At 55.4% G+C, this 20,534-nt stretch carries 25 protein-coding genes; 15 read left to right on the top strand and 10 right to left on the bottom strand.

The genetic code is table 11. From position 1 onward, the window contains the following. Positions 1–132: 132 nt before the first annotated feature. Together yjfN and bsmA are read right to left on the bottom strand one after the other, a co-directional pair. Positions 133–408 (bottom strand): DUF1471 family protease activator YjfN, encoded by a 276-nt coding sequence (gene yjfN / locus ACOTWU_RS17375; protein ID WP_003856009.1) that lies wholly within the window; start codon positions 406–408, stop codon positions 133–135. A 148-nt stretch (positions 409–556) separates the two neighbouring features. Continuing rightward, entirely contained in the window at positions 557–886 is a 330-nt protein-coding gene (bsmA, locus tag ACOTWU_RS17370) for a biofilm peroxide resistance protein BsmA (RefSeq protein WP_017383949.1), read from the bottom strand. Positions 887–1,023: 137 nt separating this feature from the next. Here bsmA and yjfP point away from each other — a divergent pair, with 137 nt between their 5' ends. Next, on the top strand, positions 1,024–1,746 hold the full coding sequence (yjfP, locus tag ACOTWU_RS17365) for an esterase (RefSeq protein ID WP_023302960.1): 723 nt from the start codon (positions 1,024–1,026) through the stop codon (positions 1,744–1,746). On the opposite strand, the gene ulaR is transcribed toward yjfP, so the two are convergent. After that, on the bottom strand, positions 1,743–2,498 hold the full coding sequence (gene ulaR, locus ACOTWU_RS17360) for an HTH-type transcriptional regulator UlaR (RefSeq protein ID WP_003856014.1): 756 nt from the start codon (positions 2,496–2,498) through the stop codon (positions 1,743–1,745). The genes yjfP and ulaR overlap by 4 nt on opposite strands. 110 nt (positions 2,499–2,608) lie before the next feature. Further along, complete coding sequence (gene ulaG / locus ACOTWU_RS17355) at positions 2,609–3,673, bottom strand: L-ascorbate 6-phosphate lactonase (RefSeq protein WP_006810379.1); 1,065 nt, start codon at positions 3,671–3,673, stop codon at positions 2,609–2,611. A gap of 359 nt (positions 3,674–4,032) precedes the next feature. Here ulaG and ulaA point away from each other — a divergent pair, with 359 nt between their 5' ends. The 6 genes from ulaA to ACOTWU_RS17325 are packed head-to-tail and all read left to right on the top strand — an operon-like array spanning position 4,033 to position 8,440. Next, positions 4,033–5,433, top strand: coding sequence for a PTS ascorbate transporter subunit IIC (ulaA, locus tag ACOTWU_RS17350; protein WP_015572475.1), 1,401 nt, complete (start codon positions 4,033–4,035; stop codon positions 5,431–5,433). 12 nt (positions 5,434–5,445) lie between these two features. Beyond that, on the top strand, positions 5,446–5,751 hold the full coding sequence (gene ulaB, locus ACOTWU_RS17345; RefSeq protein ID WP_003856022.1) for a PTS ascorbate transporter subunit IIB: 306 nt from the start codon (positions 5,446–5,448) through the stop codon (positions 5,749–5,751). Between the two features lie 9 nt (positions 5,752–5,760). Continuing rightward, positions 5,761–6,228, top strand: coding sequence for a PTS ascorbate transporter subunit IIA (gene ulaC / locus ACOTWU_RS17340; protein ID WP_023302961.1), 468 nt, complete (start codon positions 5,761–5,763; stop codon positions 6,226–6,228). Between the two features lie 12 nt (positions 6,229–6,240). Continuing rightward, positions 6,241–6,891: a 3-keto-L-gulonate-6-phosphate decarboxylase UlaD gene (ulaD, locus tag ACOTWU_RS17335; RefSeq protein WP_017383946.1), complete on the top strand. Its 651-nt coding sequence runs from the start codon at positions 6,241–6,243 to the stop codon at positions 6,889–6,891. Positions 6,892–6,900: 9 nt separating this feature from the next. Beyond that, complete coding sequence (locus ACOTWU_RS17330) at positions 6,901–7,761, top strand: L-ribulose-5-phosphate 3-epimerase (protein WP_015572478.1); 861 nt, start codon at positions 6,901–6,903, stop codon at positions 7,759–7,761. Beyond that, positions 7,754–8,440, top strand: a complete 687-nt coding sequence (locus tag ACOTWU_RS17325) for an L-ribulose-5-phosphate 4-epimerase (RefSeq protein ID WP_032620832.1) — start codon at positions 7,754–7,756, stop codon at positions 8,438–8,440. The genes ACOTWU_RS17330 and ACOTWU_RS17325 overlap by 8 nt, the downstream gene beginning before the upstream one ends. 134 nt (positions 8,441–8,574) lie before the next feature. On the opposite strand, the gene yjfY is transcribed toward ACOTWU_RS17325, so the two are convergent. After that, positions 8,575–8,850 carry a DUF1471 family protein YjfY gene (gene yjfY / locus ACOTWU_RS17320; RefSeq protein WP_017383944.1) on the bottom strand — a complete coding sequence of 92 codons (276 nt, stop codon included), beginning with the start codon at positions 8,848–8,850 and terminating at the stop codon, positions 8,575–8,577. A gap of 340 nt (positions 8,851–9,190) precedes the next feature. Here yjfY and rpsF point away from each other — a divergent pair, with 340 nt between their 5' ends. The 5 genes from rpsF (at position 9,191) to ACOTWU_RS17295 (ending at position 11,712) form a co-directional block, all read left to right on the top strand. Further along, positions 9,191–9,586, top strand: coding sequence for a 30S ribosomal protein S6 (gene rpsF, locus ACOTWU_RS17315; protein ID WP_003856034.1), 396 nt, complete (start codon positions 9,191–9,193; stop codon positions 9,584–9,586). 6 nt (positions 9,587–9,592) lie between these two features. Next, the gene (gene priB, locus ACOTWU_RS17310; protein ID WP_003856035.1) at positions 9,593–9,907 is read left to right on the top strand and encodes a primosomal replication protein N; all 315 of its coding nucleotides are present in this window, start codon (positions 9,593–9,595) and stop codon (positions 9,905–9,907) included. A 4-nt stretch (positions 9,908–9,911) separates the two neighbouring features. Continuing rightward, positions 9,912–10,139 (top strand): 30S ribosomal protein S18, encoded by a 228-nt coding sequence (rpsR, locus tag ACOTWU_RS17305; RefSeq protein ID WP_000135199.1) that lies wholly within the window; start codon positions 9,912–9,914, stop codon positions 10,137–10,139. A gap of 41 nt (positions 10,140–10,180) precedes the next feature. Continuing rightward, entirely contained in the window at positions 10,181–10,630 is a 450-nt protein-coding gene (gene rplI / locus ACOTWU_RS17300; RefSeq protein ID WP_006810372.1) for a 50S ribosomal protein L9, read from the top strand. Positions 10,631–10,782: 152 nt separating this feature from the next. Then, positions 10,783–11,712, top strand: coding sequence for a DMT family transporter (locus tag ACOTWU_RS17295; protein WP_017383942.1), 930 nt, complete (start codon positions 10,783–10,785; stop codon positions 11,710–11,712). A gap of 46 nt (positions 11,713–11,758) precedes the next feature. Here ACOTWU_RS17295 and ACOTWU_RS17290 read toward each other — a convergent pair whose 3' ends face one another. After that, positions 11,759–12,397 carry an OapA family protein gene (locus ACOTWU_RS17290; RefSeq protein ID WP_017694664.1) on the bottom strand — a complete coding sequence of 213 codons (639 nt, stop codon included), beginning with the start codon at positions 12,395–12,397 and terminating at the stop codon, positions 11,759–11,761. A gap of 231 nt (positions 12,398–12,628) precedes the next feature. Here ACOTWU_RS17290 and fklB point away from each other — a divergent pair, with 231 nt between their 5' ends. Next, a complete protein-coding gene (gene fklB / locus ACOTWU_RS17285) occupies positions 12,629–13,249 on the top strand; it encodes an FKBP-type peptidyl-prolyl cis-trans isomerase (RefSeq protein WP_008502892.1) in 621 nt (206 codons plus the stop codon). A gap of 314 nt (positions 13,250–13,563) precedes the next feature. Then, positions 13,564–14,973 carry a D-serine/D-alanine/glycine transporter gene (cycA, locus tag ACOTWU_RS17280; protein ID WP_015572483.1) on the top strand — a complete coding sequence of 470 codons (1,410 nt, stop codon included), beginning with the start codon at positions 13,564–13,566 and terminating at the stop codon, positions 14,971–14,973. 86 nt (positions 14,974–15,059) lie between these two features. Here the strand turns inward: cycA and ytfE are convergent, their stop codons facing one another. After that, on the bottom strand, positions 15,060–15,722 hold the full coding sequence (ytfE, locus tag ACOTWU_RS17275; RefSeq protein WP_126498742.1) for an iron-sulfur cluster repair protein YtfE: 663 nt from the start codon (positions 15,720–15,722) through the stop codon (positions 15,060–15,062). Between the two features lie 244 nt (positions 15,723–15,966). On the opposite strand from ytfE, the gene ACOTWU_RS17270 reads away from it, so the two are divergent. Further along, positions 15,967–17,616 (top strand): methyl-accepting chemotaxis protein, encoded by a 1,650-nt coding sequence (locus ACOTWU_RS17270; RefSeq protein ID WP_126498741.1) that lies wholly within the window; start codon positions 15,967–15,969, stop codon positions 17,614–17,616. Between the two features lie 87 nt (positions 17,617–17,703). Here ACOTWU_RS17270 and ACOTWU_RS17265 read toward each other — a convergent pair whose 3' ends face one another. From ACOTWU_RS17265 to ACOTWU_RS17255, 3 genes are all read right to left on the bottom strand, one after another. Continuing rightward, positions 17,704–18,669, bottom strand: a complete 966-nt coding sequence (locus tag ACOTWU_RS17265; protein WP_040117119.1) for a DMT family transporter — start codon at positions 18,667–18,669, stop codon at positions 17,704–17,706. A gap of 75 nt (positions 18,670–18,744) precedes the next feature. Then, entirely contained in the window at positions 18,745–19,569 is an 825-nt protein-coding gene (locus ACOTWU_RS17260; protein WP_017694662.1) for an AraC family transcriptional regulator, read from the bottom strand. An 81-nt stretch (positions 19,570–19,650) separates the two neighbouring features. Then, positions 19,651–20,499 carry an SDR family oxidoreductase gene (locus ACOTWU_RS17255; RefSeq protein WP_126498740.1) on the bottom strand — a complete coding sequence of 283 codons (849 nt, stop codon included), beginning with the start codon at positions 20,497–20,499 and terminating at the stop codon, positions 19,651–19,653. Positions 20,500–20,534: the final 35 nt, after the last annotated feature.

The following is a 20,534-nucleotide window of genomic DNA, read 5'->3' as shown; positions in this document are numbered from 1 at the left end:
CAGAGCGAAGAGAACGTTTATCTGTTTAATGTAACTGAATGTTACATATTTGTTTTTATTAAGTTTCGGGAGAGGTAAAAAATTTGCAAAAGTGAAAAGCCACTAAAATTAAGTGGCTTTTATCGGAAGGGATTATGCATAAAGAATGGCCTGCACGCGCCAGTGATTAACATGGTGATCTTCCTGCATCTGGACGATGCGATACCAGGATGCGCCCTGTTCATCGGCCTTCAGGGCGACGACACGTTCAACGTCTTGCGGACTCCCCGTGATATTATTGACGGAGATCTGACCAATCTCGTTCAGGCCCGTGACGCAATCCGCGCTGGCAAATTCGGCCGACTGCGCCGTGGTGCTCAGTAGGCCCGCTGAAAGCAATAGCGTCGTTAAAGCAAGGGTTCGTTTCATCGTCAGCTCCTTTTCACGTGTCTCCGGTATCCGCCGGGCAATCCTTCGCGAATAAACTCATTTCCATTGTTGCTGGCATGGAGTTTATTGTGGGCAGGAAAATGTCTACGGACGCAAAGCAGTGTAAAAGTCGTTCAAATGATGATGCTTACTTACGGTACAAAATTCCCTGGGCGTACCACTGTCCCGTAATAATGGTTTCATCAATCATCGTGATGACGTAATAATCTGCTTTTGCGGCAACTGCCTGTGCTTCAATTGCGTCTTCTGCATCATCCGGGGAACCACGAACCATCGCGGATACGGTACCCAGGCGTTGTAATCCTTCCGTCTGATTACGACGAATTTCCTGAGGATGATCGGTAACCGGCGGCGCCGGTTCTGGCGTACCCTGCAATATGGAACATCCGCTGAGCAGTGAGACCAGCAATAAAGCCGTAAGCCTGCGCATAAACCTGTCTCTTTTCCTGATAGCCATAGTGTAGTTGTCTGCGAATTTAGTTTTGGGGGAATGTTCCCGAAGTGTTATCTGGGACGTAGATTTCGAATGAAAATATCGTGAAACCGTAATCCAGCTCTCAACATTATGAATCATTCATCAGCACAGGATCGACAATGATTGAAATTGAAACTCGCCAGCTGAGTGGGCATGAAATCATCCATGCTTTTTCGGCTGGTAAAGGTGAACAGCCGCTGCCGACGGTAGTTTTCTATCATGGCTTTCTCTCCTCGAAGCTGGTCTACAGCTATTTTGCCGTCGCGCTGGCGCAGGCCGGTTTCCGGGTGGTCATGCCTGATGCGCCGAATCATGGGGCACGCTTTACGGGCGATGAGCAGGCGCGGCTGGGGCTGTTCTGGCAAACGCTGCACGGCAATCTGACCGAGTTCGCCGGGCTGCGTGACGCGCTCTTGCAGGCCGGGCTGGTGGAGGGGAAACGGCTGGCGGTCGCAGGCGCATCAATGGGCGGAATGACGGCGCTGGGGATCATGGCCAGGCATCCGGAGGTGACGTCCGTCGCTTGCCTGATGGGATCGGGCTACTTTACATCACTGGCAAAGACGCTGTTCCCGCCGCAGGCCCCTCAGGAGATTGAGGCCCTGTTGTCTGAATGGGACGTCAGCCATGCGCTTTCGCAGCTGGCCGATCGTCCGCTGCTTCTGTGGCATGGGGACGCCGATGACGTCGTACCGCCCGGTGAAACGTTCCGCCTGCAACAGGCGCTACAGCGCGAAGGGCTGGACAGCAATCTGACCTGCCTGTGGGGAGCAGGTGTCCGGCACCGTATTACCCCGGCCGCGCTGGAGTCAACCGTGGAATTCTTCCGTCAGCACCTTTAAACGCGCAGCACTGTGACACCCTGATCCTCCAGCTTGCTGAGGATCTCGGGGTTGGCGTTTTTGCCGGTGATCACCATGCTGATTTGCTCGGCGCGGCTGAAAAGCATGCCGGCGCGTTCACCGACCTTGCTGCTGTCGACCAGCACCACCAGTTTGCCCACTACGTTAAGCATGTTCTGTTCTGCCATTGCGGTGAGCATATCGGTTTTATACAGGCCATCCGCCGTCAGACCTTTGCCGCTGGTAAACATCCAGTGCCCGGCGTAGAGGCTGTTTTCACTGTCCTGCGGGCTAAGGGTGATGGACTGGCTCTTGTTATACTGGCCGCCCATGATCACCACGCTTTCATGTTCCTGGTCAATGAGATAGTTGGCCAGCGGCAAATAGTTGGTGATGATTTGCACCGGCTTGCCGCACATCTCACGGCCCAGCAGAAACGCCGTCGAACCGCAGTTGATCACCACGCTTTCTCCAGGATTTACCAGCTGTGATGCCGCTCTGGCAATCCGCACCTTTTCATCGTGATTCTGCGCCTGGTGGATGTTCATCGGCGTCCAGCGTGGACGCTGCTGGCTGATGGCCTCTGCACCGTTGCGGACTTTTTTCAGCTTGCCGCTCTCATCCAGCTTGTTAATGTCCCGCCGCGCGGTAGCGGGGGAGATCCCTAAACGTTCGATCACTTTCTCGACGGTGATAAACCCTGTTTGCGCCAGGAGTTCCAGTAAAATTTGATGCCGTTGCGCTTCCGTCATGAGCTATTCCGATAAGAATTGATTTGAAAAGATGATATTTGAAATAGCGTGAAATTACTAAGATAAATATGACATCGCCAGACGCAAGGTCTGGCGATTGGGCCTCAGAATCAGAGGAAGGATTTGAACGGCAGATCGGGTTCAATCGTAAAGCAATCATCGAAACCACGCGGGTAGTGGTACTCAAGATTGTCTTTATCCAGCGGCCAGGTGAACTTGCCGCCAACCTGCCAGATGAACGGCTTGAAGCCATACTTGAGGCGGTCTTTTTTCATCTCCCACAGGACGCGGATCTCTTGCGGATCGGCCTGGAAGTTTGACCAGATATCGTGGTGGAACGGGATCACCACTTTGGTGTTCAGCGCTTCGGCCATACGCAGCATGTCTGCGCTGGTCATTTTGTCGGTGATCCCGCGCGGGTTTTCACCGTAAGAGCCAAGCGCCACGTCAATCTGATGCTCGTTACCGTGCTTCGCGTAATAGTTGGAGTAGTGGGAGTCACCGCTGTGATACAGGGAACCGCCGGGCGTTTTGAACAGGTAGTTCACCGCGCGCTCATCCATCCCGTCTGGCAGTACGCCTGCGGCTTTCTGGTCGGCAGGCAGGGTGATCAGCGCGGTACGGTCAAAGGCATCCAGCGCGTGAATTTCAATGTCTTTGATTTTCACTACGTCGCCCGGCTTCATCACGATGCAGCGCTCTTTTGGCACGCCCCAGCCAATCCACAAATCCACGCAGGTCTGCGGCCCAATAAACGGTACGTCGTCCGCGCAGTTTTGCATTACCGCTGCCGCCACGTTCACGTCGATATGATCGTTGTGATCGTGGGTAGAGAGTACGGCGTCGATCTGACGAATGGCAAAAGGATCCAGCACGAAAGGCGTGGTGCGCAGGTTCGGCTGGAGCTTTTCAACGCCGGCCATACGCTGCATCTGGTGGCCTTTTTTCATCAGTGGATTGCCGTGGCTCTGTTTGCCGGTGCCGCACCAGAAATCAACACAAATGTTGGCGCCGCCTTCTGATTTCAGCCAGATCCCGGTGCAGCCCAGCCACCACATCGCAAATGTGCCAGGAGCAACCTGTTCCTGCTCGATCTCTTCGTTCAGCCAGCTACCCCACTCCGGAAAGGTACTCAGAATCCATGATTCACGGGTGATGGTTTTCACTTTACTCATCGTTTGACTCCTGGTTTTAATCAAAAGTAATCACTATATGACTTGTTGTGATTAATGCTGGCACTGTTTTAATCGATTTGCAATGGCTGATTTGCGGAAAATTCCCCTCGCCACCTCACAGAAAAAACTTCATGACGTTGTTAAGATAACCATTATAAATGATTAATGTATTGAAATTTAAGAATTTATTTATTTGTTTGGATTGGTAGTGAAAATCATTACTAATACCATGGAAATAAATTGCGTGATCCGTCACAAATAATCAAATGCAATCTTGTGATGATTATTTGTGATTAATAGAGTGATGACACCAACCACACAGGGATTGCCCCTCGTGTTCTCATTTTCTGGAGAGAGTTATGGAGATCCTCTACAACGTCTTTACCGTGTTCTTTAATCAGGTAATGACCAACGCCCCGCTGTTGCTGGGTATCGTGACGTGCCTGGGGTACATCCTGCTGCGCAAAAGCGTCAGCGTGATTATCAAAGGCACCATCAAAACCATCATTGGTTTTATGCTGTTGCAGGCGGGGTCTGGCATTCTGACCAGCACGTTTAAGCCGGTTGTTGCCAAAATGTCAGAGGTGTACGGCATTAACGGCGCCATCTCTGACACTTACGCGTCCATGATGGCCACCATCGATCGTATGGGGGATGCGTACAGCTGGGTTGGGTATGCGGTACTGCTCGCGCTGGCGCTGAACATCATTTACGTGCTCCTGCGCCGCATCACCGGTATTCGCACCATCATGCTCACCGGGCACATCATGTTCCAGCAGGCGGGGCTGATTGCGGTTTCTCTCTATATCTTCGGCTACCCAATGTGGACCACCGTCATCTGCACGGCAATACTGGTCTCGCTTTACTGGGGCATCACCTCCAACATGATGTATAAGCCAACGCAGGACGTTACGGACGGCTGCGGCTTCTCCATCGGTCACCAGCAGCAGTTCGCCTCCTGGATTGCTTACAAAGTTGCGCCGTACCTGGGCAAAAAAGAGGAGAGTGTTGAAGACCTCAAATTGCCTGGCTGGCTGAATATCTTCCACGACAACATCGTCTCCACGGCAATTGTGATGACCATCTTCTTCGGTGCCATCCTGCTCTCCTTTGGCATTGACGTGGTGCAGGCGATGGCGGGTAAAACCCACTGGACGGTCTATATCCTGCAAACCGGTTTCTCCTTCGCGGTGGCCATTTTCATCATCACCCAGGGCGTGCGTATGTTCGTCGCCGAACTGTCGGAAGCGTTTAACGGCATCTCCCAGCGCCTGATCCCTGGCGCGGTGCTGGCGATTGACTGTGCGGCTATCTATAGCTTTGCGCCAAACGCCGTCGTCTGGGGCTTTATGTGGGGCACCATCGGCCAGCTGATTGCGGTCGGCATCCTGGTGGGCTGTGGCTCCTCAATCCTGATTATTCCTGGCTTTATCCCGATGTTCTTCTCCAACGCCACTATCGGCGTGTTTGCTAACCACTTCGGCGGATGGCGCGCAGCGCTCAAGATCTGCCTGGTGATGGGCATGGTTGAAATCTTCGGGTGCGTGTGGGCGGTCAAGCTCACTGGCATGAGCGCCTGGATGGGCATGGCGGACTGGTCAATTCTGGCGCCGCCGATGATGCAGGGCTTTGCGTCCGTCGGGCTGGTCTTTATGGCCGTCATCATCCTGATTGCCCTGGCTTATATGTTCTTCGCTGGCCGTTCGCTGCGGGCTGAAGAAGATGCAGAAAAACAAACAGCAGAAGTGTCTGCTCATTAAGGAGTTTCGATTATGACCGTACGTATCCTGGCTGTGTGTGGCAATGGGCAAGGTAGCTCCATGATCATGAAGATGAAAGTGGACCAGTTTTTAACCCAGTCAAACATTGACCACACGGTGAACAGCTGCGCAGTGGGTGAATACAAAAGTGAACTGAACGGCGCGGACATCATCATCGCCTCAACGCACATTGCCGGCGAGATTAGCGTGTCGGGCAACAAATACGTGGTAGGCGTACGCAACATGCTGTCGCCTGCGGATTTCGGGCCAAAGCTGCTGGAAGTGATCAAAGAACACTTCCCACAAGACGTGAAGTAAGGATGCCACATGAAACTACGTGATTCGCTGGCAGAGAATAACTCCATCCTTTTACAGGCCGAAGCCAGCACCTGGCAGGAAGCGGTGAAGCTGGGCGTGGACCTGCTGGTTAAGGCGGACGTTGTCGAGCCGCGTTATTACCAGGCCATTCTGGATGGCGTGGCGCAGTTTGGACCCTATTTTGTGATTGCCCCGGGGCTGGCAATGCCGCATGGCCGTCCCGAAGAGGGCGTCAAGAAAACCGGTTTTGCGCTGGTGACGTTGAAAAAACCACTGGTGTTCAACCACGAAGATAACGACCCGGTCGACATTCTGATCACCATGGCGGCTGTCGATGCCAACACCCACCAGGAGGTGGGGATCATGCAGATCGTCAATCTGTTTGATGATGAAGCTAATTTTGACCGTTTACGCGCCTGTCGTACCGCGCAGGACGTGCTGGATTTAATTGATAACGCCACTGCGGCGGCCGTTTAAGAGGAATTGAAAATGTCATTACCAATGTTGCAGGTCGCGCTGGATAACCAGACTCTGTCTCACGCTTACGAAACCACCCGTCTGATTGCGGAAGAAGTGGACATCATCGAAGTCGGCACCATTCTGTGCGTGGGCGAAGGCGTTCGTGCGGTTAGTGACCTGAAGGCGCTCTATCCGCATAAAATCGTGCTGGCGGATGCCAAAATCGCCGACGCGGGCAAAATCCTCTCTCGCATGTGCTTTGAAGCCAACGCCGACTGGGTCACCGTGATCTGCTGTGCGGATATCAACACCGCGAAAGGCGCGCTGGACGTGGCGAAAGAGTTCAACGGCGACGTGCAGATTGAACTGACTGGTTTCTGGACCTGGGAGCAGGCGCAGGAGTGGCGCGAAGCGGGTATCCAGCAGGTGGTTTATCACCGTAGCCGTGATGCGCAGGCCGCAGGCGTGGCGTGGGGCGAAGCCGATATCAGCGCGATCAAACGTCTGGCCGATATGGGCTTCAAAGTGACCGTCACCGGTGGCCTGGCGCTGGAGGATCTGCCGCTGTTCCAGGGTATCCCGATTCACGTCTTTATTGCCGGTCGTAGCATTCGTGATGCTGCGTCTCCGGTGGAAGCGGCGCGTCAGTTCAAACGCTCAATCGCTCAGCTTTGGGGTTAAGGAGCGGGTATGTTGTCAAAACAGGTCCCGCTTGGCATCTATGAAAAGGCACTCCCTGCGGGGGAGTGCTGGCTGGAGCGGTTGCAGCTGGCGAAGCAGCTGGGTTTCGATTTTGTCGAAATGTCGGTGGATGAGACGGACGAGCGTCTTTCTCGCCTGGACTGGCGTCGCGACCAGCGTCTGGCGCTGGTGAGCGCCATTGCCGAAACCGGCGTGCGCGTGCCATCCATGTGCCTGAGCGCTCATCGTCGTTTTCCGCTTGGCAGCGAAGATGATGCTGTACGCGCCGAAGGGCTGGAGATCATGCGTAAAGCCATTCGCTTTGCACAGGATGTCGGCATCCGCGTGATCCAACTGGCGGGTTACGATGTTTACTATCAGGAAGCCAACGATGAAACGCGCCGTCGTTTCCGGGAGGGCCTGAAAGAGAGCGTTGAGATGGCAAGCCGTGCGCAGGTGACGCTGGCGATGGAGATCATGGATTATCCGTTGATGAACTCCATCAGCAAGGCGCTGGGCTATGCGCACTATCTGAACAACCCATGGTTCCAGCTTTATCCGGATATCGGAAACCTGTCGGCATGGGATAACGACGTACAGATGGAGCTTCAGGCGGGCATCGGGCATATCGTGGCGGTGCACGTTAAAGATACCCGTCCTGGCGTGTTTAAAAACGTACCGTTCGGCACCGGGGTGGTGGATTTCGAACGGTGCTTCCAGACGCTCAAACAGACAGGTTATTGCGGGCCTTACCTGATTGAGATGTGGAGCGAAACCGCGGACGACCCGGCGGCAGAAGTGGCGAAAGCCCGGGACTGGGTGCGCGAGCGCATGGCGCGGGCAGGGCTGATGGAGGCGGAACATGCTTAAGCTGAAACAGCAGGTCTATGAAGCCAATATGGATCTCCCGCGCTGTGGACTGGTGACGTTTACCTGGGGCAACGTAAGCGCCATCGATCGCGAGCAGGGGCTGGTGGTGATTAAGCCGAGCGGCGTGGCCTATGACGCCATGAAAGCGGACGATATGGTGGTGGTTGACCTGGAAGGACACGTCGTTGAAGGCAAATGGCGCCCTTCTTCTGATACGGCAACCCACCTGGCGCTGTATCAGCGTTACCCGTCTCTGGGGGGCGTTGTGCATACCCATTCCACGCACGCCACCGCCTGGGCACAGGCCGGGCTGGCGATCCCTGCTTTGGGTACGACGCACGCAGATTACTTCTTCGGCGATATTCCCTGCACGCGAGCGTTAACGCAGGCTGAGGTCGAAGGCGAGTACGAACTTAACACCGGCAGGGTCATTATCGAAACGCTGGGTGAGACGGAACCACTGCATACGCCGGGTATTGTGGTGTACCAGCATGGTCCGTTCTCCTGGGGTAAAGATGCGCATGACGCCGTGCATAACGCGGTGGTGATGGAAGAGGTGGCCAGAATGGCGTGGATTGCGCGCGGCATTAACCCACAGCTTCAGGGCATTGATGATTACCTGATGAACAAGCATTTCATGCGTAAGCATGGCCCGAATGCTTATTACGGGCAGAAGTGAATAAGTGCTCTGGAATACCGAAACAGTTGTAACCGGTGGTATTCCGGAGCCATTCATAAAAAAGCCCCCGGGCAGGGGGCAAATTATATATGGTTTTGATTTTCGTTGGCTTTCCTGGTGCTAGCGATAAAGCGTTACTGGTAAATATCTGCACTGGCGTGCATATTACCGTTGCTGCCGGGCTCACGTGTCAGCATGACGTGATAGTATTTTGCGCCCTGCGCATCGGTTTCTTCATTAAGCGCCTGATCTGCTTCACTTTCAGTGGCGAAGTTATGATTGATGTAAATAACGCCTAAGCTCTGCACATCATCCATGTTTCTGGCCTGTTGGCTGTCTATTCTGATGGCTGCCATCGCGTTTGCACTGAGCAAAAGCGCAGCCAAAATGGCGATTGCGATTCTTTTCATGATATGCGCTCCACGACTGCGTGCTGTGATACGGGGTAATGTTCTCCTTCTCTGTTCCGTGTCTCTGATTAAAGTGTAATCGCTACCCGGATTGCGATGGGTGACCATTTCTGATGGTGTTGTTCAAAAAAACAGCGCTTCTGATGAGTGCGATTTTAAATCACCCACTTAGAACAGCTTTACCCTTTGTGCGAATTATTTGTGCAATCAGCTTGAGTTTCCTGGGGGGCGCAAGTATTATGACGCGTCAATTTTTCAGCCGACCTTTAACACGTTCCTTGCCTCCCCGGGCCTCGGCTGACCCAGACAGGAGGCTGAATAATCCGTAAGGAGCAATTCGATGCGTCATTACGAAATCGTTTTTATGGTCCACCCTGACCAGAGCGAACAGGTTCCGGGCATGATCGAGCGTTACTCTGCTGCCATCACTGGTGCAGAAGGCACGATCCACCGTCTGGAAGACTGGGGCCGCCGTCAGCTGGCTTACCCGATCAACAAACTGCACAAAGCACACTACGTTCTGATGAACGTTGAAGCTCCGCAGGAAGTGATCGATGAGCTGGAAACTACCTTCCGCTTCAACGATGCCGTTATCCGCAGCATGGTTATGCGTACCAAACACGCAGTGACCGAAGCATCTCCGATGGTTAAAGCGAAAGACGAGCGCCGTGAGCGTCGCGATGATTTCGCAAACGAAACCGCAGATGATTCTGATGCTGGGGATTCTGAAGAGTAATTTCTGATGACCAACCGTCTGGTGTTGTCCGGCACCGTGTGCAGGACCCCCCTTCGAAAGGTCAGCCCATCAGGAATTCCGCATTGCCAGTTCGTGCTTGAGCATCGTTCTGTGCAAGAGGAAGCCGGGTTTCACCGGCAGGCGTGGTGCCAAATGCCCGTAATTATTAGCGGACACGAAAACCAGGCCATTACTCACAGTTTAACGGTCGGTAGCGCAGTAATCGTTCAGGGGTTCATTTCTTGCCACAAGGCAAAGAACGGCCTGAGCAAAATGGTTCTGCATGCCGAGCAGATTGATTTGATAGATTCTGGAGACTAGCCATATGGCACGTTATTTCCGTCGTCGCAAGTTCTGCCGTTTCACCGCGGAAGGCGTTCAAGAGATCGACTATAAAGATATCGCAACGCTGAAAAACTACATCACCGAAAGCGGTAAGATTGTCCCAAGCCGTATCACCGGTACTCGTGCAAAATATCAGCGTCAGCTGGCTCGCGCTATCAAACGCGCTCGCTACCTGTCTCTGCTGCCGTACACTGATCGTCATCAGTAATCGGGCACGGTCCATTAATACGACTTTAAGAGGATAAGGTAATGCAAGTTATTCTGCTTGATAAAGTAGCAAACCTGGGCAGCCTGGGTGATCAGGTAAACGTTAAAGCGGGTTACGCTCGTAACTTCCTGGTTCCACAGGGTAAAGCTGTTCCAGCTACTAAGAAAAACGTAGAGTTTTTCGAAGCACGTCGTGCTGAACTGGAAGCCAAACTGGCTGACGTTCTGGCGGCTGCTAACGCTCGCGCTGAAGCAATCAACGCACTGGGCACCGTTACTATCGCGTCTAAAGCTGGCGACGAAGGTAAACTGTTCGGTTCCATCGGCACCCGCGATATCGCTGATGCAGTTACTGCGGCAGGCGTTAAAGTGGCTAAGAGCGAAGTTCGTATGCCGAACGGCGTTCTGCGTACCACTGGTGAGCACGAAGTTGACTTCCAGGTTCACAGCGAAGTGTTCGCTAAACTGGTTGTTAACGTAGTAGCTGAGTAATTTTTTACTCTGCTCGCGTCGAAGCGCCGGCCTTGTGCCGGCGTTTTGCTTTTTAGCGTGACCCTGCGTCATCTTTTGCTCTTGTAAGGTCGCTATTCCTGACGCATTCTCTGATAATAAATTGAAACGCAATTTTATTTATGAGATTTGTCATGGATACTGCTCTGCCCACGCCCGTCTTTGCCCGTCGCAATGTGGCCTATGCCTGCGCCACGCTCTGCTGTCTGCTTTGGGGAAGCTCGTACCCGGCCATTAAAAGTGGCTACGAACTCTTTCAGATCGCGACCGATGATATCCCCTCCAAAGTCGTCTTTGCCGGATACCGTTTTCTGTTTGCCGGCGCGTTGCTGCTGCTTTTTGCCCTGGCCCAGCGAAAGCCGATTGGCAGGCTCACGCCCACGCAGTTTGGCCAGCTCACGATCCTCGGACTGACGCAGACCTCCCTCCAGTACACCTTCTTTTATATCGGCCTGGCCTACACGACCGGGGTGAACGGCTCCATCATGAATGCCACCGGGACCTTCTTCAGCGTGCTGCTGGCGCACTTTATCTACCACAACGACAAACTCAGCTATAACAAAACGCTGGGATGTGTTCTGGGCTTTGCCGGGGTTATGCTGGTGAACTTCCACAGCGGGTTAAGTGAGTTCCAGTTTGTCTGGAAAGGTGACGGATTTGTGGTGCTGGCCGCCTTTATTCTCTCTGCGGCCACGCTTTACGGGAAGCGCATTTCCCAGACCGTTGACCCGACGGTGATGACTGGCTGGCAGCTGGGGATAGGCGGGGCGGCACTGGTTGCGGGAGGCTATGCCACGGGCGGGACGCTGGAGGTGCACAGCATGAAAGCCGTCGCCGTGCTGGGGTATCTGACGCTGCTCTCATCCGTGGCGTTCGCCCTGTGGAGCGCGCTGCTGAAAGTAAACCGCGTGAGTATGATTGCCCCGTTCAACTTTGTCATACCTGTAGCAGGGACGGTGCTCTCGGCCATCTTCCTCGGCGAAAACATTCTGGACATCAAATACGCGATTGCGCTGGTGCTGGTCTGCTCGGGGATCTGGTGGGTGAATAAACGGCGTGCCTGAGAACACAAGTGCCGGGCGGCGGCTTCGCCTTACCCGGCCTGGGTCATTAACGTGCTCTGATGAAACTGCCGTCCGGCTGGCGGGTAAACAGTACCTGCTGCCCGTTTCCGGTATCGATCGTTAGCCCGGTCACCACCCCGCTGGCATTCTGGCGGATCTGCACCATCTGACCATTTTGCAGGTTGCTGAGCGGTTTGCCTGCCCCCTCGACTTGCGCCATGGCATACACATCCGTTGCTGGCAGATTGTGGTCGCGGAACAGCTGGGCAAGAGTTTTCCCAGGCTCTACGCGATACGAACGCCACTGCTGCTCAATGCCGGTGGGCTGTTGCGCCTGTGGCTCTGAAGGGGCGGCGGCCTGCTCCTGATCTTCCTGAACCGGTTCAGGTTCAACCGGCGCAACCTGGCCCGGATCGTTAGACGGTGTGACCAGCTGCGTCTGCATCGGCTGTGAATCAGGCTGCGGCTGGCTTTGCGACTGGATATCCAGCACAGCATTCCGGCTGACCGGCGCGGTATCAACGTTGTCACTGCCGGAAGGAAGCAGGAAGCCGATGACGATCAGCAACGCGCCGATAATAATGCCTCTGCGGTGCAAAGGCGGCAGCGGGTCCATGATGCGAAAGTTATCCGGCGCATGCCAGATTTTCGCCAGGGTAGGTTTCAGTTCAAATCGCCCGGGCATGGCTCTCCTCCTGCTCCGCGTCTTTTTATCCTGTCCTGAGAAGTGTAGTTTGCTAACTGCCTGATGGGCGTAACAAAGCCAGCTTTCGTGACATATATTAGGGAAAATCCTGACGGCTACTATTGTTTCCGTTTCGTCGCAGTTTGTCACCTTTACTTAAGACAAAGTTTTACCCATAAGGGCATGGCTGATATGCTGCCCGCTACTTTAAATGTGATGGAAGGAAAACCCATGACCACCCCGACTTTTGACACTATCGAAGCGCAGGCAAGCTACGGCATCGGCTTGCAGGTAGGACAGCAGCTGAGCGAATCCGGCCTGGAAGGTCTGTTACCGGAAGCGCTGGTGGCGGGTATCGCTGACGCGCTGGAAGGCAAGCAGCCCGCTGTGCCGGTTGACGTTGTGCACCGTGCGCTGCGTGAAATCCACGAACGTGCTGACGCCGTACGTCGCGCGCGTTTCGAAGAGATGGCGGCAGAAGGCGTGAAATATCTGGAAGAGAACCGTGAGCGTGAAGGCGTGAACAGCACCGAGTCCGGCTTGCAGTTCCGCGTAATCAATCAGGGTGATGGCGCAATCCCGGCGCGTACCGACCACGTTCGCGTACACTACACCGGTAAGCTGATCGACGGTACCGTGTTCGACAGCTCCGTCGCGCGTGGCGAACCGGCTGAATTCCCGGTCAACGGCGTTATCGCAGGCTGGATCGAAGCCCTGACCCTGATGCCAGTAGGTTCCAAATGGGAACTCACTATCCCGCACAACCTGGCTTACGGCGAGCGTGGCGCTGGCGCGTCCATTCCGCCATTCAGCACCCTGGTGTTTGAAGTCGAGCTGCTGGAAATCCTGTAATCGGTTTTTCTTATTTTCCTCTCTCCGATCGGGGAGAGGAAAATAGCGATAAAACCCGGAGTTACGACGAAATCAACATTTTGTATTGCAAACGAAACTGTTACGTGTATTTTTGTGAGCTGTTTCGCGCTGTATGAGTGATATGACACTCACTTTCAACATATTATTAACATAATATTCAAATCATAGTATTCATCCCGCCGATTCTTACCTACTATCGATTAGTCCTTACACAGGGTCCGTCATTTATTTGGCGTATATAAAGGCCAGAAGAGCCTTAACAACACAGACAGGCATAAACAGGAAAATATCACATGGTAGATCAGGTCAAAGTCGCCGCCGCAGAAGAGGCGACGTCTGAACAGTCGCTACGGCGAAATCTCACGAACCGTCACATTCAGCTTATTGCCATTGGTGGAGCCATCGGCACCGGGCTGTTTATGGGCTCGGGCAAAACCATCAGTCTTGCCGGCCCGTCGATCATCTTCGTTTATATGATCATCGGTTTTATGCTCTTTTTCGTGATGCGTGCAATGGGTGAATTGCTGCTGTCGAATCTCGAATACAAATCTTTCAGCGACTTCGCGTCAGACCTGCTCGGCCCGTGGGCGGGCTATTTTACCGGCTGGACCTACTGGTTCTGCTGGGTGGTTACCGGCATGGCGGATGTTGTCGCTATTACGGCCTACGCCCAATTCTGGTTCCCCGGCCTGTCGGACTGGGTGGCTTCGCTGGCGGTGATTGTTCTGCTGCTGAGCCTGAACCTCGCCACCGTTAAAATGTTCGGTGAGATGGAGTTCTGGTTCGCGATGATCAAAATCGTCGCCATCATCGCGCTGATTGTCGTCGGGCTGGTGATGGTGCTGACGCACTTCCAGTCGCCAACCGGCGTACAGGCCTCGTTTGCCCATCTGTGGAATGACGGCGGCTGGTTCCCGAAAGGTATCAGCGGCTTCTTTGCCGGCTTCCAGATTGCGGTGTTTGCGTTTGTCGGGATTGAGCTGGTCGGTACCACGGCGGCGGAAACCAAAGATCCGGAGAAATCCCTGCCGCGTGCGATCAACTCCATTCCGCTGCGTATCATCATGTTCTACGTGTTCGCGCTGATCGTCATTATGTCCGTGACGCCATGGAGCTCGGTGGTGCCAACCAAGAGCCCGTTCGTCGAGCTGTTCGTGCTGGTGGGGCTGCCTGCTGCCGCGAGCCTGATTAACTTCGTGGTGCTGACTTCTGCGGCCTCTTCCGCGAACAGCGGCGTCTTCTCCACCAGCCGTATGCTGTTCGGCCTGGCGCAGGAGGGCGTTGCTCCGAGCGCGTTTGCCAAACTGTCTAAACGCGCGGTACCAGCGAAAGGGCTGACCTTCTCCTGCATCTGTCTGCTGGGCGGTGTGGTGATGCTCTACGTCAACCCGAGCGTAATCGGCGCGTTCACCATGATCACCACGGTGTCGGCGATCCTGTTTATGTTCGTCTGGACCATCATCCTCTGCTCGTACCTGGTGTACCGCAAGCAGCGTCCACACCTGCACGAGAAGTCGATCTACAAGATGCCGCTGGGCAAGCTGATGTGCTGGGTGTGCATGGCGTTCTTCGTCTTCGTGCTGGTGCTGCTGACGCTGGAAGAAGATACCCGACAGGCGCTGATGGTCACGCCGCTGTGGTTTATCGCGCTGGGGCTGGGCTGGCTGTTTATCGGTAAGAAACGTATGGCGGGCATGCGCTAAGCATGTTGCCGGGTGGCGCTGACGCTTACCCGGCCTAGGTTCGCGGATGTTGTAGGCCCGGTAAGCGCTAGCGCCACCGGGCTTTTTTATTTACCCGATAATGCACGCGGGAACAGAACGTTATTCTCAAGACTAATGTGTTCCATCAGATCGTCGATCATCTCGTTAATGCCGTTGTACATGGCTTTCCAGGTGGTGCACGCTTCTGGCGGCGGTGTGACGTTGTTGGTGGTGTGTTTGATCACTTCCAGCAGTTCGCCGGCGTCATCATGTTCGCTTTCCATCACGCTGATGGGCCCCATAGCCTGGCTGCCCATGCCCTGTTTGATCATCGGGAAGAGGATCTGCTCCTCTTTCATCATGTGGCTGGAAAGTTCTTCGTGCAGCATGGTCAGGTATTTCGCCAGGCCGCGCGGTACGGAAGGTTTATCGGCATTAACGCGTTCAACTTTGGTCGCCTGTAAAATCAGCTCCGGCAGCTGCTCGCGGTGACGGTCGTGGTAACGCACAATGATGTGGTCGATGATTTCAGCCAGCGGCGCGGTGCGCCAGTCTTTGTCGACAGGCTGTTCAGCCAGTTGAGCCAGCTCCGCTTCGATAGCCTCCACATCCAGCTCTTTACGCGACGCTGCGCGCGCCAGCGTTTGCTTACCACCGCAGCAGTAATCCATATCGTATTTACGGAACAGCGCAGAAGCGCGAGGGATGGAGAGCGCCAGCTCGCCTAAGGGTTGGTCGCGGAAGGCCATAGCAGTTACCTCATCATCAGAAATATAAGATGCATTTTAAATGCATCTTTAGGTGGATACTATAACCCTTTAGAGGCAAGGGTGAAATGAGAAGGGGATCACAAAAAAAGCGTGCTTTTAACTTGCTGATTGAATGCAGAAAAGGGCTTTCGAAAGTTTTTAAAGGTGGAGAAACAGTAAACAACCTGCCGCACGTGCCGATAGATACAGGTCAGACAATACCTGTATATAAAAAAGGCAACGCATGTTTAAACGTATAAAAGTCATTACTCTTTTGATTTCGGTGCTGCTTGTGCTCGGCATCATGCAGCTGATCTCCGCTGGCATTTTCATTAACGCACTCAATAACGATAAAGAGAACTTCACCGTTTCTCAGCTTTCCAGCCAGAACGTCGCGGAGTTTACCGACGCCTGGATCAGCCTGAACCAGGCGCGCGTCACTCTCAACCGCGGCATGTTGCGCCTGCAAAGCAGCATGGCGTCGCAGATTAATGGCGGACAGCTGAACGAGCTGGTCAATACCGCGAAAAACCTGCTGGCCGATGCCCAGACCCATTACGATAAATACTACGCGCTGCCGGAAACGCCGGGTATGGACGAGCACCTGGCCGATCGCCTGGAAGAGCAGTACCGCGTCTACTCCGCCACGCTGACGCAAATGAACGTTCTGCTGGGGCAGGGCAATCTGGAAGATATGTTCAAACAAAATGCCGAACAGAAGCAGACCGCGATGCAAAAGGTTTATCGCGAGTGGCGTGAGGCGCAGGCCGTGCTGGCCGCCAAAGGTATCCAGGACAATGAAAGCGACTACAAACGCATTCTGTGGATCCTTTCTGCGGTGATGCTGCTGGTGATCACGGTGATTATTTCCAGCTGGATTGCGATGCGCCGTGTGCTGCTGCTGCCGCTGGAAGAGGTGATCAACCATATCCGCGCCATTGCCGCAGGGGATTTAACCCAGCCGATTCAAGCTGAGGGTAAAAATGAAATGGCGATCCTGGCGCGCAACGTTCAGGAGATGCAGACTGCGCTGGCCAACACGGTGGGCGTGGTGCGTGAAGGCGCAGATACCATCTACACCGGCGCGGGTGAAATCTCGGCGGGCAGCAACGATCTCTCCTCTCGTACCGAGCAACAGGCCGCTTCTCTGGAAGAGACGGCAGCCAGCATGGAACAGTTAACCGCCACCGTGAAGCAAAACGCCGATAACGCGCGTCAGGCGTCGCGTCTGGCGCTGGACGCCTCCTCCACCGCGAAGAAGGGCGGTAACGTGGTCGAGGGCGTTGTGCGCACCATGGACGAAATCGCCACCAGTTCCAGCAAAATCGCGCAAATTACTAACGTGATCGACGGCATTGCTTTCCAGACCAATATTCTGGCGCTGAACGCGGCGGTAGAAGCGGCGCGCGCGGGCGAGCAGGGACGTGGCTTCGCGGTTGTCGCGGGCGAGGTGCGTACCCTTGCCCAGCGCAGCGCACAGGCGGCGAAAGAGATCAAAGCGCTGATCGATGATTCCGGCGAACGCGTCAACGCGGGTTCTCAGCTGGTAAATGAAGCGGGCGCGACGATGGCGGAGATCGTCGATGCGGTTACGCGCGTGACGGACATCATGGGTGAGATTGCGTCGGCCTCCGACGAACAGAGCCGCGGTATCGACCAGGTGGGTCAGGCGGTGGCGGAGATGGATCGCGTCACCCAGCAGAACGCCTCGCTGGTGGAAGAGTCTGCGGCGGCAGCGGCGGCGCTGGAGGATCAGGCTGCACGCCTGAACGACGCGGTGGCGGTGTTTAAGATCACCCGTAACCAGGCGGTGAAAGCCGCGCCGGTAAAGACCTATGCACCTAAAGCGCAGCCCGTCGCGGCGGCGTCTGAAGCGAACTGGGAAACGTTTTAAAGGCTTGCCCGGTGGCGGCTACGCCTTACCGGGCCTACGAGGCGTTATTTTGTAGGCCGGGTAAGCGTCAGCGCCACCCGGCAAAAATCACCCCTTCGACGCCGGAACGACCATCGGTTTTTCCGGCTTCGCTCTCACCGCAATCACCACCCCAACGACCAGCAGCGCGATCCCGCAGGCCGTTAGCAGCGGCGGCACGCTCTGACGCATCAGGAAGGTATAGAGCAGCCCGGCCAGCGTCTCAAAGACAATCAGCGGCCCTAATATCACCGTCGGCAGCTTCTGGCTGGCAATGTTCCAGCACAGCGCGCCCACCCACGAACAGAGCACGGCAATGGCGACCATTAACCCGACGAATATCCACGGGCGCGGTCCGAAGGGCAGGGTAAATGCCGGTTGCTGGCTACCCAGCCAGACACACGCGCCCACATAACCCAGCAACGAGACAGGGAGGGTGACCAGCGCCTGCGCCGTCGCCCACATCATCGGATGTTTATCCGGGTTTTCCCGCAGCCAGCGTGCGTTGCGCAGGGCATACCAGGCCCAACAGACAACCGAAATAAACGCCAGAAAGATCCCTGAACCGTAACGCCACAAGCTGAAGTTTTCGAGGCCGTGGCGAAGCTCGGCAATATTCACGCATACCAGCCCCACGGCGATGCAGACCAGCGCCGGCGCCATTTTTGACCACGCCAGTTTGCCGTCACGCTGGCTGTAAAGCAGGTTCGCGAAAACCGGGATGACCACCGGCAGCGTGCCGATAATCATGGTCGACACCGGCGCACCGGTGCGCTGAATGGCACTCGCCAGACAGACGTAGTAGATCAGATTACCCATCATGGTCAGCGCTAGCGCGGTGAGCCAGTCCTGGCGGCCCAGCTGACGCAGACGCGCGCGCCCCAGCCACGCCAGCGGCACGGCAATCAGCCCCAGCGCCAGGTAACGTCCGGTCGACTGCAATATCGCCGGGTACTCCGGCACAATCAGCGGGCCGACAAAAATCAGCCCCCACATCAAACCCGCAAGCAGGGCATACAACACGCCGCTAATCATTTTTCCATCCATCTTGATTCACTTTGCGATCAGTGTAGGAGGGCAAAACGCGCGCGTATTGTATGAGGTTGCGCATTAGCGCGGCATAACCTGTTTCTGGTAGCGCACGGGCGTGATGCCGTAGCGACGGGTGAAGGCGCGGGTTAAATGCGACTGATCGGTCAGCCCGGTCGCGGCGGCCACCTCGGCGGCAGGCATGCCGTGGGTGAGGAATGCTTTTGCGCGCCACAGCCGGATGGCCATCAGCATCTGGTGGGGCGTAACGTGGAAATGGGCTTTGAACTGGCGCTGAAAATGGTACGGGCTGAGCGAGACAACGTTAGCCAGCTCGTCCAGGGTCAGCGAGCGCATATAGTTGTCGTGCAGATAGTCGCGAACGCGTTCGAAGCGGTGCGCGGCCTCCTGCACCACCGGCGCATGATGGGCCAGTGGCTGAAAAGTCTGAATCAAATCCAGTAGCAGCCCCTTCTGCGCCAGCGGATCGTTGGTGTGCCACAGGCCGTAAATTAACCGGCCAATCTGCTGCGAGCGCAAAGGGTCGTGGCGCGTGACGTCATTAAACCACCAGTGACGCAGGCCGGTGACCTCTTCCAGCAGGTCGGGTTCGATGTAGACCATTCGGTAGCGCCAGCCGCCTTCGGTGGCGGATTCCCCTGTGTGGATCTCGTCCGGGTTCATGGTCACGACGGATTTTTCCGCGGCAAGATGCTGGGTACCGCGATAGCGGAAGCGTTCGGCACCGGTTTCGATGGTGCCGATACCGAAGGCTTCATGAGTGTGAGGCTCAAAGGCGTAGTCAGAGATATGGGCGTGATAAAGCTCCAGGCCCGGCAGCTGCGCCAGATGGCGAAAGCGCGCGCTGTCTCTCTCATCAGTGAACTGTTCCGGTACGCCTTGCACGGTGAGCCTCCTTGTGGGTCATCGCTTCATTATCAGAGATGACCCGAGGGGATGCCACAAAAAATAACCAATTTTTAACAACTACAGGATGGCTTTGACGCTTTCCGCCAGTGATGTGGTTGGGCGGCCGATCAGTTTGCTCAGGGTACGGCTGTCGTCGAACAGGCCGCCTTTGGACGCGCCGGTGTCGGAGTCCGCCAGCATCTCCGCCAGCCCGGCAGGCAGACCAACGCCTTTCAGCGCAGCGGCGAAATCGGCTTCGCTGAGGTTCTGATACGTTACCGGCTTACCGCTCTGCTTGCTCAGTTCCGCAGCCAGTTCGCTCAGCGTCCAGGCATTATCACCCGCCAGTTCATACACCTTGCCGGCATGACCCTCTTCAGAAATCACTTTCGCTGCCGCCGCCGCGTAATCCGCACGGGTCGCAGAGGCAATTTTGCCTTCGCCTGCGGCACCCATAAATACGCCGTGTTCCAGCGCTGGCGGCGCGCTTGCCAGGTAGTTTTCGGTGTACCAGCCGTTGCGCAGCAGAGCGTAAGGCACGCCGGAGGCCGCCAGGGCATTTTCGGTTTCGACGTGCTCAACGTGCAGACCCAGCGGAGATTTGTCAGCATGCAGCAGGCTGGTATAGGCGATGAATTTCACCCCGGCGGCTTTGGCGGCGTTTATCACGTTCTGGTGCTGTACGGCACGCTGGCCCACTTCGCTGGAGGAGATGAGCAGCAGTTTATCCACGCCGTTCAGCGCGGTGGTAAATGCGGCTTCATCGGTGTAATCCGCCTGACGCACAACGACCCCTTGCTGACGCAACGCTTCGGCTTTCGACGGGTTACGCACAATAGCCACGATCTGGCTGGCCGGAACGGTTTTCAGCAGTTCTTCAATAACGTGTTGGCCAAGCTGGCCGGTTGCGCCGGTAATCGCGATCATGATTAATCTCCTTCGTGTTTGTCTGGTGTTGTGGC

The organism is Enterobacter cloacae complex sp. GYL001, assembly GCF_049237125.1.
In the GTDB taxonomy this organism is placed as follows: Bacteria; Pseudomonadota; Gammaproteobacteria; order Enterobacterales; family Enterobacteriaceae; genus Enterobacter; species Enterobacter hormaechei_C.
The sequence above is the reverse complement of the archived record's forward strand: the minus strand, read 5'-3'. Positions and strand labels throughout refer to the sequence as shown.

What these genes read in the sequence shown, in the direction of transcription:
- ytfE (WP_126498742.1), bottom strand. Translation starts at nt 15,722, where the DNA reads ATGGCCTTCCGCGACCAACCCTTAGGCGAGCTGGCGCTCTCCATCCCT.
- fklB (WP_008502892.1), top strand. Translation starts at nt 12,629, where the DNA reads ATGACCACCCCGACTTTTGACACTATCGAAGCGCAGGCAAGCTACGGC.
- yjfP (WP_023302960.1), top strand. Translation starts at nt 1,024, where the DNA reads ATGATTGAAATTGAAACTCGCCAGCTGAGTGGGCATGAAATCATCCAT.
- rplI (WP_006810372.1), top strand. Translation starts at nt 10,181, where the DNA reads ATGCAAGTTATTCTGCTTGATAAAGTAGCAAACCTGGGCAGCCTGGGT.
- cycA (WP_015572483.1), top strand. Translation starts at nt 13,564, where the DNA reads ATGGTAGATCAGGTCAAAGTCGCCGCCGCAGAAGAGGCGACGTCTGAA.
- yjfN (WP_003856009.1), bottom strand. Translation starts at nt 408, where the DNA reads ATGAAACGAACCCTTGCTTTAACGACGCTATTGCTTTCAGCGGGCCTA.
- ulaD (WP_017383946.1), top strand. Translation starts at nt 6,241, where the DNA reads ATGTCATTACCAATGTTGCAGGTCGCGCTGGATAACCAGACTCTGTCT.
- bsmA (WP_017383949.1), bottom strand. Translation starts at nt 886, where the DNA reads ATGGCTATCAGGAAAAGAGACAGGTTTATGCGCAGGCTTACGGCTTTA.
- ulaR (WP_003856014.1), bottom strand. Translation starts at nt 2,498, where the DNA reads ATGACGGAAGCGCAACGGCATCAAATTTTACTGGAACTCCTGGCGCAA.
- ACOTWU_RS17330 (WP_015572478.1), top strand. Translation starts at nt 6,901, where the DNA reads ATGTTGTCAAAACAGGTCCCGCTTGGCATCTATGAAAAGGCACTCCCT.
- ulaB (WP_003856022.1), top strand. Translation starts at nt 5,446, where the DNA reads ATGACCGTACGTATCCTGGCTGTGTGTGGCAATGGGCAAGGTAGCTCC.
- rpsR (WP_000135199.1), top strand. Translation starts at nt 9,912, where the DNA reads ATGGCACGTTATTTCCGTCGTCGCAAGTTCTGCCGTTTCACCGCGGAA.
- ACOTWU_RS17255 (WP_126498740.1), bottom strand. Translation starts at nt 20,499, where the DNA reads ATGATCGCGATTACCGGCGCAACCGGCCAGCTTGGCCAACACGTTATT.
- ulaA (WP_015572475.1), top strand. Translation starts at nt 4,033, where the DNA reads ATGGAGATCCTCTACAACGTCTTTACCGTGTTCTTTAATCAGGTAATG.
- ACOTWU_RS17290 (WP_017694664.1), bottom strand. Translation starts at nt 12,397, where the DNA reads ATGCCCGGGCGATTTGAACTGAAACCTACCCTGGCGAAAATCTGGCAT.
- ACOTWU_RS17270 (WP_126498741.1), top strand. Translation starts at nt 15,967, where the DNA reads ATGTTTAAACGTATAAAAGTCATTACTCTTTTGATTTCGGTGCTGCTT.
- yjfY (WP_017383944.1), bottom strand. Translation starts at nt 8,850, where the DNA reads ATGAAAAGAATCGCAATCGCCATTTTGGCTGCGCTTTTGCTCAGTGCA.
- ACOTWU_RS17295 (WP_017383942.1), top strand. Translation starts at nt 10,783, where the DNA reads ATGGATACTGCTCTGCCCACGCCCGTCTTTGCCCGTCGCAATGTGGCC.
- ACOTWU_RS17325 (WP_032620832.1), top strand. Translation starts at nt 7,754, where the DNA reads ATGCTTAAGCTGAAACAGCAGGTCTATGAAGCCAATATGGATCTCCCG.
- ACOTWU_RS17265 (WP_040117119.1), bottom strand. Translation starts at nt 18,669, where the DNA reads ATGATTAGCGGCGTGTTGTATGCCCTGCTTGCGGGTTTGATGTGGGGG.
- ulaC (WP_023302961.1), top strand. Translation starts at nt 5,761, where the DNA reads ATGAAACTACGTGATTCGCTGGCAGAGAATAACTCCATCCTTTTACAG.
- priB (WP_003856035.1), top strand. Translation starts at nt 9,593, where the DNA reads ATGACCAACCGTCTGGTGTTGTCCGGCACCGTGTGCAGGACCCCCCTT.
- rpsF (WP_003856034.1), top strand. Translation starts at nt 9,191, where the DNA reads ATGCGTCATTACGAAATCGTTTTTATGGTCCACCCTGACCAGAGCGAA.
- ulaG (WP_006810379.1), bottom strand. Translation starts at nt 3,673, where the DNA reads ATGAGTAAAGTGAAAACCATCACCCGTGAATCATGGATTCTGAGTACC.